The organism is Pseudorhizobium marinum (genome assembly GCF_000705355.1).
Classification (GTDB): Bacteria; Pseudomonadota; Alphaproteobacteria; order Rhizobiales; family Rhizobiaceae; genus Neorhizobium; species Neorhizobium pelagicum.
On the sequence record NZ_JMQK01000002.1, the window covers coordinates 279,341 to 298,687 of the forward strand.

Below are 19,347 nucleotides of genomic sequence, written 5' to 3' on the forward strand. Positions count from 1 at the left end.
TTAGCTCTGCTTTTCCGGGGTGCGGAGAGACGGCGATGTTTCCAACGGTTGGCCGTTCTGAACCCGATCCTGTCCCTGCACGACGATGGTTTCACCCGCCACAAGACCGCTTTTGACCAAGTATTTTCCGTCGACCAGCGGCCCCAGCTCCACCGTTCGTCTCGCTCCCGTTTTGTCCGCACCGACGATGATGAGCTCCGGCGCGCCGGCCAAATCGCGCGTGACGGCCTCCTGCGGCACCAGAAGAGCCGCGCTGTAGACATCGCGCGGAACCATTGCGCGGATGAACATGCCCGGAAGGAGTTGCTCTTCCAGGTTGGGAACGAGGATACGGATCCCGAGGCTGCCGGTGGCGCTATCGACCGACATGTCGGAGAACAGAATTTTTCCGGCATGGCCGTAAGGCTTGCCGGTGATGGTCCTGATCCTGACCGGCAGTTCTTCGGGATTGCCCGTCCCGGCCCCGGAGGCTGTGTTCCGGAGGTCCTCCAGACTCATGGACGATTGGCGGACATCGACGTAGACCTGATCGATCTGCTGGACCACTGCGAGAGATGAGGTGGCGGAAGAAGAAGCCAGTCCACCCTCGCTCATGAAGGACTGACCGATAATGCCACTGATCGGACTGCGAATGGTCGCGTAGGACAGTTCCAGCTTTCGCCGCGCCAGATTGGCCTTGGCTTCCGCAACGCTCGCCTTGGCCTGTGCCAGTGCCGCAGTCGCATTGTTGAAGGCTTCGTCGCTGGTGACCTTTTGCGCCGACAGCAGTTCCGCGCGTTCGAACTTCACCTTTGCGTTCAGCAATTCAGCATCCGCGCGCGCCAGCACGGCCACGGCTGCGTCGGCATCCGCGGAGAAAGACGCCGGATCGATCTGGAAAAGTGGCGTGCCGGCCTCGACGAAGGCGCCCTCCTCGAAGAGCTTCTTCTGGATGATGCCGCTCACCTGCGCCCGGATCTCCGCGGTCCGGAAGGCGGAGACACGCCCCGGCAGCTCATCATAGACGGTGACCGCTTCCGGCTGGACGGTCATGACGGCAACACGAGCCGGCTGAAATTCAGCGGCTGCATTGACTTCGGCGTCAGACTGGTCGCTGCAGGCGCACAAAAGCACCACCGGCAGGCACAACAGGCCAATTTTCCAGAAACGAGTTCCGCGTCTCATTGGTATCCACCATTCATTTTCATCGAGAAGATGCTTTGATGGCGCTCATCTAGAAGTGTCGCATTGGGGCTCTGTGGAGGTTTTGTTGCGATCGTGTGGAGGCCAAGCACGCCTACTCGACGATGCGCGAGTTCAATGGCATTGAAGACGCAAGGAGTTCGATGACCATGGCGGAACTAGTTTTGATTGCCGAAGACGATATGGAGATCGCCGGCATTCTTGAGGCCTATTTCACCCGTGAGGGGTTCCGCACGGTGCATGCCCGCGACGGGCAGGTTGCCCTGGACCTGCACCGCTCGCTGAAACCCGATATTGTTCTGGCGGATATCACCATGCCGCGGGTGAATGGCTGGGAGCTTCTGGCCGAAATCCAAAGACGTGGCCGCACCCCCGTCATCATGATCACAGCTCTGGATGAAGACATTGATCGTTTGCAGGGCCTGCGGATCGGCGCAGATGACTACATCGTCAAGCCGTTCAATCCCATCGAGGTCGTCGCGCGGGCCAAGGCAGTCCTGCGGCGCGCGGGCCTGAGCCAGGCAGGCGCGATGATCCGGGCCGGAGATCTCACAATCGATCTGGACAGCTATCAGGTGAAGATCGAAAAGGATGGAACGACGACCTCCCTTTCCCTGACCTTGACCGAGTTCAGGCTCCTGGCGCATCTCGCCAGGACCCCCACCAAGGCCTTTTCGAGAAGCGAACTCGTCGATGCGTGCCTGCCCGGATCCGATGCGCTGGATCGGACGATCGACAGCCATCTCAGCAAGCTGCGCAAGAAACTCGAACAGGCAGGTGGCGAAGGCATGCTCACCAGCATCAGAGGCATCGGCTACCGGCTGGCGATCAACCCATGATGCTCATGAAGGGTCTCAGTCGGCAAATTCTGTTCGCCATGTCATCCATGGCCGTGGCTGCCGGATTGCTGGTCTTTTTCGGAACCTATTTCGCCTTCAGCATCCTGTTCTATTTCTCTCCCTGGTCCGAGGGCACCGACAACTGGTTGACGGGCCTCGATTTCATCATCCTGTCCATCCTCATCTTCATCGCGTTGATCGGTGCGGCCGTCGCATCCATCAGGCTTGCGCGGCGCATTCTCGAACCGCTGGAGTCGCTGGCGCAGAGCGCAAGACGTATCAAGGACGGCGACCTCTCGGCGCGCGCTGTTCCGGGCGACCATTCACTCGGGGAGACTGCCCTTCTTGTCGAAGATTTCAATGCCATGGCTCGGCGCCTTCAGGACATGGCAGCCGATATGACGCTCTGGAACGCCACGATCGCCCATGAACTGCGCACACCCTTGACCATTCTGAAGGGTCGCCTGCAGGGCATGATCGATGGCGTATTCGAACCCGATGAAAAGTCCCTACATTCCCTGGTGCTGCAGGTGGATTCGCTGGCTCGGCTCGTCGAGGACCTGCGCACGGTCACGCTGGCCGACAGCGGTCACCTCGACCTTCGTATCCAGCCCGTCCGGCTCAAGGACGAGATCCAGCGGCTTGCGGGGGTGCTGGAACAGGAGTTGAAAGAGGACGGTTTCGAACTTCGGCTTCAACTTTCCGATGTTCTGGTCTCCGTCGACGCGATGCGGATCCGGCAGGTGCTCCTCGCGCTCGTCACCAATGCGCGCCGCTACGCAATTCGCGGCATCATCGAGATCAGCCTCAGCGTCGAGAATGAGATGACGATATTGCGGGTGGCGGACGAGGGACCGGGGCTCGATAGCGATATCGCCTCCTCGGCCTTCGAACCCTTCCGAAGGGGAACACAATCCGGCTCTCTGGAAAAGGGCGGGAACGGCCTCGGCCTGTCGGTGGTGCGCGCCATCGTTGAGGCGCATGGCGGCAAGATCCGCTATGCTCCTTCCGACAAAGGCGGCGCCATGTTCGAGATTTCACTTGGAAGGCCGGTTTCCTGATCCGTAGTCCACGCCGGCTGGAGCCGCGCCGATAGCCTGATCGCCGTCGTGCAGCAGCACTCGGCTCCACACACTCTCCACATCTCCTCCATACAGTCTCAAATTCGGATCGGTAATGTCGTCGGCGTGGATCGATGTCCCGCGCGGCCTAAGCTTTTCCGTGGTGACGCAGAAGAGCGCGCCGACATCGTTCCGCTGAGATCCGACGACTCCTTGAGGTATGACGTGAGAAAGATATGACCAATCATAGTGTTAGCCTGACCGTAGCCGATCCGGGCGATCTCCCGGACTTCAAGAAGGAACTTCAGGAGGCGTTTGCAGTCGCAGTCGTCGAAGAGTTGGGGGATCTGCCGGACGGCCCCATCCCTTCCGACGAGGATCTCGACAAATCGATCAATGCCCCCGGGGCTGTGGCGCTCCGCATCCTCTGCGACGGAAAAAAGGTCGGCGGCGCCGTGGTGACCATCGATGAGGAGACCCATCACAACACACTCGATCTCTTTTTCCTGAAGGTCGGAGAGCAGGGTCATGGTCTGGGTCACAAGGCCTGGCTTGCCATTGAAGCGCGCTATCCGCAGACCGTGACCTGGCAAACGCACACCCCCTACTTCGAAAAGAGGAACATCCACTTCTACGTCAACAAATGTGGGTTCAAGATCATCGAGTTCTTCCATGAACGCCATCCCGATCCGAACCACCCCGGTGCCGACGATCCAGCAGGCGGCGAGGGATTTCAGTTCGAGAAGGTCATGTGAGAGACCTCATTACAGTCTCGGACCGCTGGCCGCTTCCAACGCTCATCACGCGCGAGGACCTATGGCTGCTTCTGGGAGGGAGGCAGGCAGGACGCGTGCTGCGAGGCGCAAAGGCAGGTTCGCGATCAAGACGTTTCGTGATCCGTCAGCAGCCGGTAGCCCACTCCAGGCTCCGTGCGCACAATTCGTGGCTCTGTCGGGTCACGCTCGATCTTCTGACGCAACTGGCCGATGAACACCCGGAGGTAGTGCAGGTCCTCCCCGTGTGCCGGCCCCCAGACCGTGGTCAGCAGCGTCCTGTGGGTTACCACGCGGCCCGCATGCCGTGACAGCAGCAGAAGCAGATCGTATTCCTTCGGCGTCAGACGGATCGTCTCGACCCCGCGCGTGACGAGGCGGCGGATGGGATCGATCGTCAGGCCGTCGACCTCCATGATCTCCGGTATCGCGTCCAGCCTGCCGCGATGGCGAAGCGCGTTGCGGATGCGGGCGGTGAGTTCGCCGATGCCGAAGGGTTTTTCCACATAATCATCGGCCCCCAGATCGAGGGCTGCAATCTTCTCGCTTTCGCGATCGCGCGCCGACAGGATGACGATCGGCACCTCGCTCCAGCCGCGCAGGCTGGCGATGACGTCCTTGCCATCCATGTCGGGCAAGCCCAGGTCGAGGATGACGAGGTCGGGTGCCTGCGTGGCCACAGCCTTCAAGGCATCGGCACCGGTCAGCGCTTCGATCACCTCGTAGCCCGCTGCCGTCAGGGAGGGCTTCAGGAAACGCTGTATCTGCGGTTCATCGTCAACTACGAGAATACGTGACACAGTCATCAGGGCTCCATTGCCGAGGGCTCCGCTTCCGGGAAACGCATGATGATGCGGGTTCCCTTCTTCTTCCACGCCGGACTTTCGGCGTGGATTCGTCCGCCCATCGCCTCGACGAAGCCGCGGGCGATGGAGAGGCCAAGGCCAGTGCCCGGCGCGCGTCCGTCCGGCTTGCCCCTGCGATAGAATTTTTCGAAGATGCGGTCCAGATCCTCCGGCGGAATGCCCTTGCCCAGATCGGTGACGGAGATCAGCACGTCCTTGCCGTCGCGCCTGGCATAGACATTGATCGGCTCCTCTCCGCCGTATTTCACCGCATTGTCCAAGAGATTGAACAGCACCTGCGACAGAAGCACGCTATCGCCCTTGATCAGCGGCAGATCCGGAGCGATGCCCGTCTCGATCAGGCGTCCCGGCGCATATTTGCGGGTGCGCTCGACGGCCGACTGGACCACGTCGGTCACATCCATCCACTCCTGTTTGGGCTTCAGCGTGCCGGCCTCGATGCGGGTCATGTCGAGGAGGTTCGCGACGAAACGGCTCATCCGGCCGCTTTCCTCTTCGATCGATTGCAGCAGATCGTCGCGGTTCTCTGGCGTCATGCGCTCGCCAAGCTGGCGAAGGCCGGTGACCGCGCCGGTGATGGTCGCAAGCGGGGTCCTCAGATCATGGGAGATCGACGAGAGCAGCGCCTCCCGGTAGCGTTCGCCCTCCAGCCTTGCGGCCTGTTGCACCGTCTCCTCGGCCAGTCTCGCACGGTCCAGCGCGATCGCCGTCTGGTCGAGAATGGCAGTCAGCGCGCGCTCGGCGTTGAGGTCGAGCCGTTCGTCGCGGTGCTCGATACCGCAGACGCCGACGATGCCGTGCGGACCGAGCAGAGGACGGAATTCGAAGCGGCTGTTGGGCAAGGTCCCGGTTCCATGTCCTGCCGCTTCGCGCTTGTCATGCGCCCAACGCGCTGCGGTGAGGTCGGTGACATCGAGTTCGGTATCCGGCGGCCAGGCGGCGGCCATGCTCAGGTCGCCCTGGTGGGGCAGGAGCAGCACGACCTTGCGCTTCAGCCTCGCCTGCAGATGCGAGACGGTGAGCCAGATGGCGTCCTCGGTTTTTGCGGTGCCGGCGAGCTTGCGGGAAAAATCGTAGAGCGACTGCAAGGCCGCCGCCCGGATCCCCGCGATCTCGGCCTGTTCCCGGATCCGCGACGCAAATCCACCGGCGATGATGGCAACGGCGAGAAAGACGAAGAGGGCGAAAACCTCATGGGGTGCAGCGATCGTGAAGGTATGCAGCGGATCGATGAAGAGGAAATTATAGGCGAGCGTCGACAGGACCGCGGCGAAAAAGGCCGCGAGATAGCCGCCGGAGACCGCCGCGCCCAGCACCGCGAGCAGGAACAGCAGCGAGATGTTTGGCAGGTGCACGATCAAATCGATGACCTTGCCGATCGCAGCCGCGATTGCGACGAAACCTGACGCGATGGCGGTCGCCTGCCTGAGCGCCGAAAGCCGGGGCATGGGGAGCGTGCGCTTGGCAAAAGCGGCATCACCTCCGTCAGGCGTGACGATGTAGACGCCAAGCCCCGAGGCACGCTTGGCGAGCGCCTCCGGCAGGGATCTCGACAGGAAACGGTCCATCCGGCCGCGTCGTCGTGTGCCGATGACGATCTGGGTCGCATGCTCGCGACGGGCGAGCCTCAGGATCTCGTCGACGAAATCGTGGCCGATGACGCGACGGGTTTCCGCCCCGAGCTGTTCGGCAAGGCGAAACAGCGTCTCGATCCGTTGCAGGCGTTCAGGCGTCTCCACCTCCCGGTCGGCACGCTCGATCGACACCACCATCCATGGGGCGTTGAGGCCCGAGGCGAGCCGGCTCGCCACCCGGATGACCTTTTCCGAAAGCACATCGGAGCCGACGCAGACCAGCAGGCGCTCGCCTGTCGCCCAGGGGCCGTCGATCGCATTCTGCTTCAGGTAGTCGACCATCTGGTCATCCACCCGGTCGGCGGTGCGGCGCAGTGCGAGCTCCCGCAGCGCCGTCAGATTGCCCAGACGAAAGAACCTGTCCACCGCCCGGCGTGCGCTTTCCGGCAGGTAGACCTTGCCGTCCTTCAGCCGCTCGATCAGTTCGCTCGGCGACAGATCGACGAGCAGCACCTCGTCGGCCCGTTTCAGCACGATGTCTGGAACGCGCTCGCGCACCGAGATGCCGGTGATCTTGGCGACGAGATCGGCGAGGCTTTCGAGGTGCTGGATGTTGAGCGCCGTCCAGACATCGATGCCGGCCGCGATCAGCTCCTCGATATCCTGGTGGCGCTTGGGATGGCGGCTGCCCTCCGGATTGGAATGCGCCAGCTCGTCAACGATGACGATGGAGGGGCGCCGCTCGAGAGCCGCATCGAGGTCGAACTCTTCCAGCATGCGTTTGCGGTGCGAGACGCGTGTCCTCGGCAGCACCTCCAGCCCGTCGAGCAGCCCCGCCGTCTCGCTGCGTCCATGGGTCTCGACGAGGCCGACGACGATATCGACGCCATCGGCTCTCAGGCGCGCGGCGCGAGACAGCATGGCATAGGTCTTGCCGACACCGGGCGCGGCTCCCAGAAAGACGGTCAGCTTGCCTCGACGGTCCTTGTCCGCCAGAGCAAGCAGGGCATCGGGGTCGGGACGTCTGTCGTCCCTGCGGTCGTCATCCGCCATCAGGCTCTCACATATCAAAGGGCATCGAGTGCCAGGTTCAGCTCTAGCACATTGACCCTTGCTTCACCGATAACGCCAAAGCTCGGATTTTCGGTGTGTTGCGCCACAATCGAGGCGACGGCAGCGGGCTCCAGTCCTCTCGCCTGGGCGATGCGTGCAACCTGCGCCTCGGCGAAGGCCGGGGAGACATGCGGGTCAAGACCCGAGCCGGACGTGGCGACGGCATCGGCAGGCACGGGCTGCGTCATGCCGGTCGCGTTGAGCCGGGCCACCTCCCCTGCGACACGATCCTTCAGCTTGACCGAGGTGGTACCGAGATTCGAGCCGGACGAGGCGGCGGCGTTGTAGGGCTCCGGCCCCGTCGCCGACGGCCTTGGCCAGAAATAACGATCCGAGGTGAAGCTCTGGCCGATCAGGGCGGAGCCGATGACGACCCCCTCCCGCTCGATCAGGCTGCCATTGGCCTGTGCCGGCATGACGGCCTGCGCGATACCGTTGATGGCCAGGGGATAGGCGAGACCGGTCACTGCGGTCATCGCGACGACGAGGGTAATTGCGGGGCGAAGATGGTTGATCATGATTACACCAGGTGAAGGGCGCTGACGGCAAGATCGATGATCTTGATGCCCGCAAAGGGGAGAACGAGACCACCAAGGCCGTAGACCAGGAGATTGCGGCGCAGAAGGGCGGCGGCGCCGGAGGGCCGGTAGGAGACGCCCTTCAGCGCCAGCGGGATCAGCGCGACGATGATCAGCGCGTTGAAGATGACAGCCGAGAGAATGGCCGATTGCGGCGAGGCGAGCCCCATGACGTTGAGGGCATCGAGCGTCGGATAGGTGGCGACGAACAGCGCCGGGATGATGGCGAAGTACTTGGCCACGTCGTTGGCGATCGAGAACGTCGTCAGCGATCCTCGCGTCATCAGGAGCTGCTTGCCGATCTCGACGATCTCGATCAGCTTGGTGGGGCTGGAATCGAGGTCGACCATGTTGGCGGCTTCGCGGGCGGCCTGGGTGCCGGTCTGCATGGCGACGCCGACATCGGCCTGGGCGAGTGCGGGCGCATCGTTGGTGCCGTCGCCGCACATGGCGATCAGGCGGCCGCCCTGCTGTTCGCGGCGGATGAAGGCGAGCTTGTCTTCCGGCGTCGCCTGGGCGAGGTAGTCGTCGACACCGGCTTCCGAGGCGATGGCGGCCGCCGTCACCGGATTGTCGCCGGTCACCATGACGGTGCGGATGCCCATGGCGCGAAGCGCTGCGAAACGCTCCTTGATCCCCGGCTTCACCACGTCCTTCAGATGGATGGCGCCGAGCAGGCGATTGCCGTCGGCGACCGCCAGCGGCGTGCCACCGCTGCGGGCGATCTGTTCCACGGCGCGGCGAAATTCTGCCGGTGCGTCCTGCTCCGCAAGACCGGCGAACTTCAGGACGGCATCGACCGCACCCTTGCGCAGCCGGCGCGGGCCGATATCGACGCCCGACAGGCGCGTCTCGGCGGTGAAGGCGATGACCGCATCGAAACGGGCCTCCGGCATGGCGATGCCGAAGTCGCCGGTGGCGAGCGCCACGATGGAGCGGCCTTCCGGTGTCTCGTCGGACAGGCTGGCCACCAGAGCAGCCTCTGCCAGTTCGGCGGGCGTGACGCCGGGGGTGGCGAGAAAATCGCTCGCCATGCGGTTGCCGAAGGTGATCGTGCCGGTCTTGTCGAGCAGCAGCGTGTCGACGTCCCCGGCCGCTTCCACGGCCCGGCCGGAAGTGGCGATGACATTGAAGCGCACCAGGCGGTCCATGCCGGCGATGCCGATTGCCGACAGAAGCCCGCCGATCGTCGTCGGGATCAGCGTGACCAGCAGGGCGGCGAGCACGGTGACGGAGATGACCGTCCCGGAATAGCCGGCCAGTCCCCAGATCGCGACGCAGACAAAGAGGAAGATCAGCGTCAGGCCGGACAAGAGGATGGAGAGCGCGATCTCGTTCGGCGTCTTCTGGCGCTGGGCGCCTTCGATCAGCGCGATCATCCGATCAACGAAGGAGGAGCCGGGGGCGACCGTGATCCTGATCCGGATCTCGTCGGAGAGGACCTGGGTGCCACCAGTGACGGCCGAACGGTCGCCGCCGGATTCACGGATGACGGGGGCGGATTCACCGGTGATGGCGCTTTCATTGACCGAGGCGACGCCCTCGATGACTTCGCCGTCGCCCGGGATCAGTTCGCCGGCCGAAACCACCACCACGTCGCCGACCTTCAGGTCCGGCGCGGCGATCGTCTCCGTAACGCCATCGGCTTTGAGCCGGCGGGCGACGAGTTCCGACTTGGTCTTCTTCAGGCTGTCGGCCTGTGCCCGGCCGCGGCCCTCGGCCACGGCCTCTGCGAACGTCGCAAACAGCACGGTGAACCAGAGCCAGGCGGCAATCTGGCCGGAGAATGACGCCTCGCCCGGGTTGGCGACGAGATCGCGCAGGAAGAGCAGCGTGACCACCACCGCCACCATTTCGGTGACGAAGATCACCGGATTGCGCAACAGAAGCCGCGGGTCGAGCTTGCGGAAGGCGTCGACCACAGCCGGGCGCAGAATGCCGGGGTCGAGAAGGCTTTGAGCTTGATGAGCCTTGGACATGGAAGTTCCTTCAGAATGACTGGCCGGCCAGCATCGCCAGATGGTCGGCAATGGGACCGAGTGCGAGCGCCGGAAAGAATTGCAGGCCGCCGAGGATGAGGATGATGCCGATGAGCAGGCCGACGAACAGCGGGCCGTCCGTCGGGAAGGTGCCGGCCGATCCGGGTGCCTTGACCTTGGCGGCGAGCGAGCCTGCGATGGCCATGACCGGCACCACATAGGCGAAGCGACCGAGCAACATGGCAAGCCCAAGCGTCGTGTTGTACCAGGGCGTATTGCCCGAGAGCCCACCGAAGGCCGAGCCGTTGTTGCCGGCCGCCGATGTATAGGCATAGAGGATTTCCGACAGGCCATGCGGGCCGGCGGTGCCGATGCTGGCGACCGCAAGGGGCAGCATGGCGGAGACGGCGGTAAAGCCGAGGATGGCCAGCGGCAGGACGAGCACCGCCAGCATGGCGAACTTCATCTCGCGCGCTTCAATCTTCTTGCCGAGGAATTCCGGCGTGCGACCGACCATCAGGCCGGCGACGAAAACCGACAGCAGCGCAAAGACCAGCATGCCGTAGAGGCCGGAGCCGACGCCGCCCGGCAGAACCTCGCCGAGCTGGATCAGAAACATCGGCACCAAGCCGCCGAGACCTGTGAAGGAACCGTGCATGCCGTTGACGCCTCCGTCCGAAAGCCCGGTGGTCACAGCCGCATAGAGCGCGGTCATCGCCTGGCCGAAGCGGACTTCCTTGCCCTCCATGTTGCCGAACGACGGATCGACGCCGAGGCTGGTGAGGATCGGATTGCCCTGAGCCTCGGCCCAGTAGGTGACGGCCACGCCGGCGACGAGCAGGACGGCCATGGCCGAGATCAGTGCCCAGCCCTGGCGGCGATGGCCGACCATCTCACCGAAGGCATAGACGAGCGCCGACGAGATCGACAGCATGGCGAAGATGTTGAGGTAGTTCGACCAGGCGGTCGGGTTCTCGAAGGGATGGGCGGCATTGACGTTGAAGAAGCCGCCACCGTTGGTGCCGAGCTGCTTGATTGCTTCCTGGGACGCGACCGGGCCAAGCGAGATCACCTGGTTGGCACCCTCGAGGGTGGTTGCCGTCACCGAGGCGTCCAGCGTCTGGGGAAGCCCCATGGCAACAAAGGCGAGCGCCACGACGATCGAAATCGGCAGGAGGACGTAAAGTGTTGCGCGCGTGACATCGACCCAGAAGTTGCCGAGCGTCGTGACCTTCGAGCGGGCAAACGCCCGGGTAAAGGCGACCGCAAGAGCAATGCCGGTGGCTGCCGACAGGAAGTTCTGCACGGTCAGACCCGCCATCTGGCTGAAATGGCTGAGCGTGGTTTCCCCGCCGTAGTTCTGCCAGTTGGTATTGGTCACGAAGGAGACGGCCGTGTTGAAGGCGAGATCCGGCGCCATGCCGGCGAAACCTTGGCTGTTGAACGGCAGATAGGCCTGCAGGCGCAGGATCGCATAGAGCGCGAGAAAGCCCATCAGCGAGAACATCAGCATGGCGGTAACATAGGCCCGCCAGCTCTGTTCCTTGTCCGCATCGATGCCGGCAAGGCGGTAGAGACCGCGTTCGCCGCGAGCGAGAACGGGTGACAGAAGGTGTCTCTCGCCGGAGAAGACTTTCGCCATGTAGAGCCCGAGCGGCTTGATGACGAGAAGAACGGCAAGGAAGAGAAGGCTGATCTGCAGCCAACCGATGAGGGTCATGAGGCTGCTCCTAGAACCGCTCGGGACGCAGAAGCGTGATCACGAGATAGACGCCAAGGACGGCGGTGACGAGGAGGCCGAAAAGAGGTTCAAGCATCTTGCCCCCCTCAGAGCCGGTCGAGTGCGCGCGCATAGAGCGCCAGCACAAGAAGCGTGCTCGCGCCGAGCGCGAGAAAGACGAGGTCGGACATGTCCGTTTCTCCTGTTGATGCTGCAGGAGAATTAAGCGCGCTTCAGGTCAGGCTTCGATTGGGAAGAGACGTGGGAGACGTAAAGAAAAGATAAGGAGGGTGCTCAGGAGGTGGTCCGGAAACCCATTTCGGAACCAGGCTGGCCGAGATGCATTGGCGCAGCATGACGAATGTTCAAGCTCCGCCCCCTCTCGGCAACCCCTCTCAGGTCAGGACGACCCCATGACGCTTCTTATCATCTACGCGGCGCTTGCGGTCGGCATCTCGTTTCTCTGTTCGATCCTGGAAGCGGTGCTGCTCAGCATCACGCCGAGCTATACCGCAACGCTCGAAGAGACGCGGCCGGAGACTGCCCGGAAAATCAAGGTGCTCAAGGATGACATCGACCGACCGCTGGCGGCCATTCTCAGCCTCAACACCGTTGCTCATACGGCCGGTGCCGCCGGGGCCGGTGCGCAGGCGGCACTGGTGTTCGGCGATACCTCGATCGCGATCTTCTCCGCCGTGCTCACACTGCTGATCCTCGTGCTGTCGGAGATCATCCCCAAGACGCTGGGCGCGATGTACTGGAGGGAATTCACCCCGATGGTCGCGCGCATCCTGCCTCCGATGATCTGGTCCATGTGGCCACTGGTGAAGATGTCGCAATTCATCACGCTGCTTCTGTCGCGCGGCAAGCGGCAACCACCGGTGAGCCGGGAGGAGATCGCGGCCATGGCCGACATCGGCCATCGCGAGGGAGTCATCGACAAGGGTGACTCCAAGGTCTTTCGTAATCTTCTGAAGTTCGACCGCCTGACTGTCGGGGACATCATGACACCGCGCACGGTGGTGTTCGCACTCGACCAGGAAACGACGATCGACGAGGCGATTGCCCGCAAGGCCGAGCTCAGTTTCTCCCGCATCCCGATCTTTGCCGGCTCGATCGACAAGGTGACCGGCTTCGTGCTGAAGACCGACATCCTTTACCAGGCTGTCGACGGCAATGGCGAAACGACGCTGCAGAACATCCGACGGGATCTCGACACCGTCATCGAAACGATGCCGCTGGAAGAACTCTTCGACGCGCTCGTCCACAAGGACCGTCATGTTGCGCTGGTAGTCGACGAGTTTGGCGGGACTGCCGGTGTCGTCACGCTGGAGGACCTGATCGAGACGCTGATTGGGGAGGAGATCGTCGACGAAGCCGACAGCATTACCGATCTTCAGGCCTATGCGCGCAAGCGATGGAGCGAGCGGCATGGGAAGGCGAGCGCTGCAGGCTGATCAGCAGCAAAGATCAGCTCGGCGTCATCATTATCAACCGCTTTCGCCCCATAGGCACCCTCGCCGCCCATCACCCATGCTCACTCAGGCTCCCCATGTCATTTTAGGAAATTCTCGTATTTTCTTGTCTTCTGACGGTGGTGGTGATCAGTGAGTACTGAAGCCCGAAGCTAGGCGATTTGCCGGATCGGAGCCTAACCAGCAGGAGATGAAGAATGATCAGGTTCGAAAAGAAGGCCGAGCCCGTGCAGAAGGCGGACGTTCAACCATCGCAGAAGAAAACCAAGGACCAGACACCCGAGCTGGCTCTGGAAAAACCAGCCGCAGCCGATAAAGTCGGCAAGGGCTCTGCGCCTGCAAAGGCGGACTAAAGCCCAATCCGTCTCATCCGCCGGCTTGGCGCCGCAGCCAGACAGGCCGCGGCAAGCGGCGGCTTCTTGATCGGCTGCCCCCCGGGCTCCGCATGGCCAGCTATCAACACTGAAGGCTTTCCCGGTCGGCATTGAAGGACGCCCTGCGCGCCTCTACATCCGCCCCGATGGAAATGGCCTCGTCGTCTCGCGCACCTGCGGGTTTCCGCTGCGGCCTGCATGGAGAATGCCTGGATGACGGCCAAGATGGCGCTACTGCTGGTCAACCCGAACTCGAGACGCGGGAAGGCCAGTCTTCCCAAGGTGCGAAGCCTTCTGGAGCAGGCGAACATCCGCTACATCGAGCGCCCTGCGGACACGAGGGAGACCACATCCGAAACCATCGCCAACCGCGCGCAGGAGATCGATTGCGTGATCGTTGGCGGCGGTGACGGCAGTCTGAACGCTGCCGCTCCCGGGTTGCTGCAGACGAAGCTGCCGTTGGGCGTCCTGCCGCTGGGAACGGCCAATGACTTTGCCCGTACGGTCGGCCTGCCGCTGGACCTGGAGGTGGCCGTCGCCGTGATCGCCAAGCGGAAGACGACCCCGATCGACCTCGGCATGGCCAACGAGCATCCCTTCTTCAACGTCGCCAGCATCGGCTTCAGCGCCGATCTGGCGATGTCGCTGACCGAAGAGGCGAAGAAGCGCTGGGGAAAGCTGGGCTACGCCATCGTCGCCGCGCGGCTGCTTGCAGGGTCGCGTCTGTTTACCGCCGAACTCGAGCACGACGGACGCATCGAGGAACTGCGCAGCTTTCAGGTCGCCGTCGGCAATGGCCGTTTCTACGGGGGCGGCATGGCGGTGCATGCCGATGCCACCGCGCAGGACGGCATGCTGGACTTCTACAGCCTGGAGGTGGACCACTGGTGGAAGCTGCTGACGCTGCTGCCGAGCCTGCGCAAGGGCACGCAGGGAAGCTGGAACGACGTCCGGGCGTTTTCGACCAAGGACCTGATCATCCGGACCAGCAAGGCCCGGGCCGTGAACCTGGACGGCGAGTTGAAAACCGAGACACCGGTGCACTTCTCGATCATCGAGAAGGCTGTCTCGGTCTTCGTTCCCTGACGTCCGATCGCCCGATCAGGAGACGCGGAAGCGGATATCGTCGACACCGGCGATATGGCCGACCATCTCGTCGCCCCGGCTGACAGCACCGACGCCCGCGGGCGTTCCGGCAAAGATCAGGTCGCCGGCCTTCAGTTCGAACAGGCGCGACAGGTAGGAGATCATCTCCGGGACCTTCCAGATCATCTGGTTGAGATCCCCGGCCTGGCGCGTCTCGCCATTGACCTTGAGCCAGACGGCGCCTTGCGTCGGGTGGCCGATTGCGGAGACCGGATGCAGGGGACCGCAGGGCGCGGAGGCTTCGAAGGCCTTGCCGGTTTCCCAGGGGCGCCCGGCCTTCTTTGCCTCCCCCTGCAGGTCGCGGCGCGTCATGTCGAGGCCGACGGCATAGCCGTAGACGCAGTCGAGCGCATTCTCCAAGGGGATGTCGGTACCGCCCTTGGAAAGCGCCACCACCAGTTCGATCTCGTGATGAACGTCATTCGATGCGCTCGGGTAGGGAAAGTCCTGCCCCATGGGCACAATGGTGTCCGGGTTCTTCTGGAAGAAGAAGGGGGGCTCCTTGTCGGGATCATGACCCATCTCGATAGCGTGATCGGCAAAATTACGGCCGACACAGTAGATGCGATGGATGGGGAACAGTGCCTCGCCACCGGCCACCGCCAAGGTTGGTACCGCTGCCGGTTCAAGGACATACTGGCGTTGAGGCATCTCGTTCATGATCACGCTCCTGCTTTCCGATCTCTTCGTTTCATGAACTGTTCCACGCGCGCAGGCAACAGCGTCACTTGCCGCACGGCGGCAGATCGGCTCTGCATGCTTGAAATTGTGCATCGCAGCATTATCTCCCGATACCAGGGTGTCAGTTGGCTTTCCTGTTCAACAGAGGACCCGCGCCATGCGCTCCATAACCGATACCATCGAAAGGCTTGCGCGCATGCGCGCTGCCGCATCAGGCATTACCGGCGCACCCAGTGGACTGGAACCGCTGGTCATCGCCGGCGACAATCCCGGCAAGCTGACCGGATGGCACAAGACCCCGGAGCGTCCGAAAACGCCGCCCGCGCTTGTCGTGGTGCTCCACGGCTGCACGCAGACGGCGGCGGCCTATGATGCAGGTTCGGGCTGGTCACAGCTGGCCGAAGACTACGGATTCGCCGTGCTGTATCCGGAGCAGTCGCCCCAGAACAATGCGAACCGCTGCTTCAACTGGTTCAAGGACGAGGACATGACGCGCGATCGCGGCGAGTTGCTGTCGATCCGCGAGATGATTGACGTGATGGTCTCGGAGCATGGCATTGATCCAAGACGGATCTATGTGACAGGCCTCTCGGCCGGCGGAGCCATGGCGAATGCCCTGCTTGCCACCTATCCCGAGGTCTTCGCCGGCGGCGCCGTCATTGCGGGCCTGCCCTTTGGCGCAGCTTCAACGGTGCCTCAGGCCTTTGACCGCATGCGCGGCCATGGCCTGCCGTCGCCCTCAGCCCTTCGGGAGCTGCTGGATGCCGCTTCGCCGCACGAGGGTCCCTGGCCGACCGTCTCGGTCTGGCATGGCACCGGCGACAGGACGGTCAGTGAAGACAATGCGCTCGCGATCATCGAGCAATGGCGTGGTGTTCACGCCGTAGCGGACAAGCCAAGCAAGACCGATGTGGTCGACGGACACACTCGCGACACCTGGACGGATGCATCCGGGCGGGACGCGATCGAGTTCTACCGGATCGACGGCATGGGACACGGCACCCCGCTCGACGCTTCCAGCGGCTATGGCAAGGCTGGTCCCCACATGCTGGATGCCGGCATTTCGTCCACAGTCCATATTGCTCGAAGCTGGGGCCTTGCGGCATCGTTCGAGCGCAAGCAGCCCGTCGAGGACGCAGGCGCTTCGTCGACGCGATCGACCGCAGAGACTGCCGCCAGCGACCTCTCGGGGCAGATCCAGAATACCATCGAGGCAGCCTTGCGGGCAGCCGGCGTTCTGCGCTGATGCTGGCGGCTAGTGAAGCCGCCTTTGATCGGGCCGCGCGAGGCCTGCGGCGACAAGATTGATTCCTTGCTGCAGCAGAAGTTCTGCCGACTTCAGGTCGTGCGTCGCGAGTTCCGTGGCATTGCCCCGAATGGCTGTCGCAAGGTTGTAGGAATTGGCGGCCGACAGGGCATCACCGTGTTCCTCGGCCTCTTCGGCTGTATCTTCCAGCGCGGTGACGACGAAATCGATCAGTTTCCGCCGCTCGCTGACTGTCATTTCGGCCAGAGTCTTGGCAGCTTCCATGTGAAAATCCCCTGGTTTGCGCCTGCAGTTGCAGGCGTCAGGTGTCGTTATTGATTTTGGATTGAGGCGGAGGCCATTGGCCCGGGCTTATCCTGGGAGATAGGGCTCTGGTGCCACTCTCGCAAGGTCGCATCGCCGGCGTTGCACACAACTGTCATGAACAGTGTCTAGAACCGTCTTGCCGTCGGCTGCTCTGCCGGCGCTTCACGCTTCCCTCCGCCGGGACGATTTTGCATGCAGATTGTGTTCTTTGGCATTGGTTATGTCGGTCTCGTTCAGGCGGCCGTTTTTGCCGAGGCCGGCTACACCGTGATGTGCGTCGACATCGATGCACAGAAGGTCGCCGATCTGAAGGCCGGCAAGATCCCCATCTACGAGCCGGGACTGGAAGCGCTGGTGCGCGACAACGTGAAGGCCGGACACCTGCTGTTCACCTCCGATCCGAAGGAAGGCGTCGCGTTTTCGCCGCTGCAGTTCATCGCGGTTGGCACGCCGCCCGACGAGGACGGGTCAGCAGACCTTCGTCATGTGTTGAACGTCGCCCGCAGCATTGCCCGGCACATGGACGAGCCGAAGACCGTGGTGATCAAGTCGACCGTGCCCGTCGGGACGGCCGACAAGGTGCGCGCGGCCATGACGGCGGAATTGGCGGACCGCGGCCGACGCGATCTTCGCTTCGATGTCGCCTCCAATCCGGAGTTCCTCAAGGAGGGATCGGCCGTTGCCGACTGTACCAAGCCCGACCGCATCATCATCGGGACCGACAACCTGCGCACCGAGCAGCAGTTGCGGGAGCTCTATGCTCCCTTCAACCGCAACCATGAGAAAATCATCGCCATGGACGTCCGCAGTGCCGAACTGACCAAATATGCGGCGAACTGCATGCTTGCCACCAAGATCAGCTTCATGAACGAGATGGCCAACCTCGCCGACCGCTTCGGGGCGGATATCGAGAAGGTCCGCATCGGGATCGGCGCGGATCCGCGCATCGGCTATCACTTCATCTATCCCGGCATCGGCTATGGCGGCTCCTGCTTCCCCAAGGACATTCGAGCCACCATCCGCACGGCCGAAGCCGATGGTTTCGACCCACTGCTGCTGAAGGCGGTGGAAGCCCGCAACGAGGAGCAGAAAAGCTTCCTGTGCACCAAGATCCTCCACTATTTCGGTGGCGACCTGCGCGGCCGGACTTTTGCGATGTGGGGGCTGGCGTTCAAGCCCAAGACGGACGACATGCGCGATGCGCCGTCACGGGTCCTGATGGAGGCGCTGTGGCAGGCGGGTGCAAAAGTGCAGGCCTTCGACCCGGCCGCCATGGACGAATGCCTCCGGATCTACGGTGAACGGCCGGACCTATTGCTGTGCGAGGGCAAGGAGGCCACGCTTGCCGGCGCCGACGCGCTCGTCGTCGTCACGGAATGGAAGCAGTTTCAGGCACCCGATTTCCTGGCCATCCGATCGGCCTTGCGCTCACCGGTGATCTTCGACGGCCGCAATATCTACGATCCCGCCATCGGAGAGCGGTACGGACTGGAGATCCATTCGGTGGGACGCCGCCGCCCCTCGCCGCTGATCCAGGAGATGGAACGCCCCGCCGCCGAGTGACGAACCGCGCCGCCGGGGAACCTAGCGGTCCTCCTCCTCCTCGTCGGCCACCAAAAGTGCCACCAGTTCTGCCACACGGCCACCCGGCAGCGGCCTCCCGTCATTGATAAGCGCCTCGTCGCTGTTGACCCAGGCCCAGGCTTCCGCCAGTTCCTGCTCATTGGCGCCGGTGTTGACGATGTCGGCGGCAAGGGTGTCATCGACAGGTCCCAGCACGCGTCTGATCTCGTCTCTCGTGATCGTCATGGCTGCCTCCTCTCGTCTGCAAGACGTCAGAGGTATATGGGCGAGACTTTCATCGCTTCCAGCCCCGTCGATTTTGAGCTGCGTTCCCTCCCTCTAGCCGCCGTCCACCGGCACCAGGGGAGCAACTTCGCCCGCGCTCGACATCAGTTCCCCAAGTCTCGATACGGCATCCGCCAGCGACTGGCGCTCCTCCGGCGGCAGCTTTGCGAAACGGTCGAGGAAGACGTCGCCCATCGGATCCGGAGCCTGCGCCATCAGGGCGGCGCCCGTCTCCGTCAGCCGCGTATGCACGATCCGCCGGTCGCTGCCGGAGCGGTAGCGCTGAATCAGCCCGCGCTCCTCGAGATTGTCGAGAATGGTCACAACCGTGGCCGCGCTGATGTCGGCGTAGACGGAAAGCGCGCCTGAGGTCACCTCCCCCAGCTCCGCAATTCCCTTCATCAGCACCAGCTGAGCGGCGGTCAGACCACACCGCTTGGCCAGCGCCCGCGACTGCAGATCATGGGCGCGGACGATGCGTCGGACCGCTTTCTCGATGGTTCTGGCATGGGATGCCTGAAACTTTTTCCCTTCAATCCCGTTTCCGCCGATGCTCATAGACTTG

Annotated in this window: 19 protein-coding genes; 8 read left to right on the forward strand and 11 right to left on the reverse strand. The window is 63.1% G+C overall.

What is annotated here, in order from left to right; all coding sequences use genetic code 11:
• Positions 1-1,164 carry an efflux RND transporter periplasmic adaptor subunit gene (locus tag EO99_RS0103515; protein ID WP_029617262.1) on the reverse strand — a complete coding sequence of 388 codons (1,164 nt, stop codon included), beginning with the start codon at positions 1,162-1,164 and terminating at the stop codon, positions 1-3.
• A gap of 167 nt (positions 1,165-1,331) precedes the next feature.
• Between EO99_RS0103515 and EO99_RS0103520 the strand changes: the two genes are divergently transcribed.
• The 3 genes from EO99_RS0103520 (at position 1,332) to EO99_RS0103530 (ending at position 3,837) form a co-directional block, all read left to right on the forward strand.
• Positions 1,332-2,021: a response regulator gene (locus tag EO99_RS0103520; protein ID WP_029617263.1), complete on the forward strand. Its 690-nt coding sequence runs from the start codon at positions 1,332-1,334 to the stop codon at positions 2,019-2,021.
• Complete coding sequence (locus EO99_RS0103525) at positions 2,018-3,082, forward strand: ATP-binding protein (RefSeq protein WP_029617264.1); 1,065 nt, start codon at positions 2,018-2,020, stop codon at positions 3,080-3,082. Before EO99_RS0103520 ends, EO99_RS0103525 begins: the two co-directional genes overlap by 4 nt.
• A 236-nt stretch (positions 3,083-3,318) precedes the next feature.
• Positions 3,319-3,837: a GNAT family N-acetyltransferase gene (locus EO99_RS0103530; protein WP_029617265.1), complete on the forward strand. Its 519-nt coding sequence runs from the start codon at positions 3,319-3,321 to the stop codon at positions 3,835-3,837.
• Positions 3,838-3,962: 125 nt separating this feature from the next.
• On the opposite strand, the gene EO99_RS0103535 is transcribed toward EO99_RS0103530, so the two are convergent.
• The 6 genes from EO99_RS0103535 to kdpF are packed head-to-tail and all read right to left on the reverse strand — an operon-like array spanning position 3,963 to position 11,818.
• Positions 3,963-4,661, reverse strand: a complete 699-nt coding sequence (locus EO99_RS0103535; RefSeq protein ID WP_029617266.1) for a response regulator — start codon at positions 4,659-4,661, stop codon at positions 3,963-3,965.
• Positions 4,661-7,348 (reverse strand): sensor histidine kinase, encoded by a 2,688-nt coding sequence (locus tag EO99_RS0103540; protein ID WP_029617267.1) that lies wholly within the window; start codon positions 7,346-7,348, stop codon positions 4,661-4,663. Before EO99_RS0103540 ends, EO99_RS0103535 begins: the two co-directional genes overlap by 1 nt.
• Before the next feature lie 14 nt (positions 7,349-7,362).
• Positions 7,363-7,926 (reverse strand): potassium-transporting ATPase subunit KdpC, encoded by a 564-nt coding sequence (gene kdpC, locus EO99_RS0103545; RefSeq protein ID WP_029617268.1) that lies wholly within the window; start codon positions 7,924-7,926, stop codon positions 7,363-7,365.
• 2 nt (positions 7,927-7,928) lie between these two features.
• Positions 7,929-9,965, reverse strand: a complete 2,037-nt coding sequence (kdpB, locus tag EO99_RS0103550) for a potassium-transporting ATPase subunit KdpB (RefSeq protein WP_029617269.1) — start codon at positions 9,963-9,965, stop codon at positions 7,929-7,931.
• 10 nt (positions 9,966-9,975) lie between these two features.
• The gene (gene kdpA, locus EO99_RS0103555; RefSeq protein ID WP_029617270.1) at positions 9,976-11,685 is read right to left on the reverse strand and encodes a potassium-transporting ATPase subunit KdpA; all 1,710 of its coding nucleotides are present in this window, start codon (positions 11,683-11,685) and stop codon (positions 9,976-9,978) included.
• A gap of 10 nt (positions 11,686-11,695) precedes the next feature.
• A complete protein-coding gene (kdpF, locus tag EO99_RS28630; RefSeq protein ID WP_081851972.1) occupies positions 11,696-11,818 on the reverse strand; it encodes a K(+)-transporting ATPase subunit F in 123 nt (40 codons plus the stop codon).
• Positions 11,819-12,098: 280 nt separating this feature from the next.
• Between kdpF and EO99_RS0103570 the strand changes: the two genes are divergently transcribed.
• The 3 genes from EO99_RS0103570 to EO99_RS0103580 all read left to right on the forward strand — a co-directional run bounded on the left by EO99_RS0103570 (position 12,099) and on the right by EO99_RS0103580 (position 14,620).
• Complete coding sequence (locus EO99_RS0103570; RefSeq protein ID WP_037110947.1) at positions 12,099-13,142, forward strand: CNNM domain-containing protein; 1,044 nt, start codon at positions 12,099-12,101, stop codon at positions 13,140-13,142.
• Positions 13,143-13,357: 215 nt separating this feature from the next.
• Positions 13,358-13,513, forward strand: coding sequence for a hypothetical protein (locus EO99_RS27310; RefSeq protein ID WP_156034609.1), 156 nt, complete (start codon positions 13,358-13,360; stop codon positions 13,511-13,513).
• A gap of 234 nt (positions 13,514-13,747) precedes the next feature.
• Positions 13,748-14,620 (forward strand): lipid kinase, encoded by an 873-nt coding sequence (locus EO99_RS0103580; protein WP_037110950.1) that lies wholly within the window; start codon positions 13,748-13,750, stop codon positions 14,618-14,620.
• 15 nt (positions 14,621-14,635) lie between these two features.
• Here EO99_RS0103580 and EO99_RS0103585 read toward each other — a convergent pair whose 3' ends face one another.
• On the reverse strand, positions 14,636-15,340 hold the full coding sequence (locus tag EO99_RS0103585; RefSeq protein ID WP_029617273.1) for a fumarylacetoacetate hydrolase family protein: 705 nt from the start codon (positions 15,338-15,340) through the stop codon (positions 14,636-14,638).
• 178 nt (positions 15,341-15,518) lie between these two features.
• Here EO99_RS0103585 and EO99_RS0103590 point away from each other — a divergent pair, with 178 nt between their 5' ends.
• Positions 15,519-16,607, forward strand: a complete 1,089-nt coding sequence (locus EO99_RS0103590) for an extracellular catalytic domain type 1 short-chain-length polyhydroxyalkanoate depolymerase (protein ID WP_029617274.1) — start codon at positions 15,519-15,521, stop codon at positions 16,605-16,607.
• Positions 16,608-16,616: 9 nt separating this feature from the next.
• Here EO99_RS0103590 and EO99_RS0103595 read toward each other — a convergent pair whose 3' ends face one another.
• Entirely contained in the window at positions 16,617-16,892 is a 276-nt protein-coding gene (locus EO99_RS0103595; RefSeq protein ID WP_029617275.1) for a hypothetical protein, read from the reverse strand.
• A gap of 234 nt (positions 16,893-17,126) precedes the next feature.
• Between EO99_RS0103595 and EO99_RS0103600 the strand changes: the two genes are divergently transcribed.
• Positions 17,127-18,497 carry a UDP-glucose dehydrogenase family protein gene (locus EO99_RS0103600; protein ID WP_029617276.1) on the forward strand — a complete coding sequence of 457 codons (1,371 nt, stop codon included), beginning with the start codon at positions 17,127-17,129 and terminating at the stop codon, positions 18,495-18,497.
• Positions 18,498-18,518: 21 nt separating this feature from the next.
• Here EO99_RS0103600 and EO99_RS0103605 read toward each other — a convergent pair whose 3' ends face one another.
• Together EO99_RS0103605 and EO99_RS0103610 are read right to left on the reverse strand one after the other, a co-directional pair.
• Positions 18,519-18,743, reverse strand: a complete 225-nt coding sequence (locus tag EO99_RS0103605) for a hypothetical protein (protein ID WP_029617277.1) — start codon at positions 18,741-18,743, stop codon at positions 18,519-18,521.
• 93 nt (positions 18,744-18,836) lie between these two features.
• Positions 18,837-19,340 (reverse strand): MarR family winged helix-turn-helix transcriptional regulator, encoded by a 504-nt coding sequence (locus EO99_RS0103610; RefSeq protein WP_051679684.1) that lies wholly within the window; start codon positions 19,338-19,340, stop codon positions 18,837-18,839.
• Between the last annotated feature and the right edge of the window lie 7 nt (positions 19,341-19,347).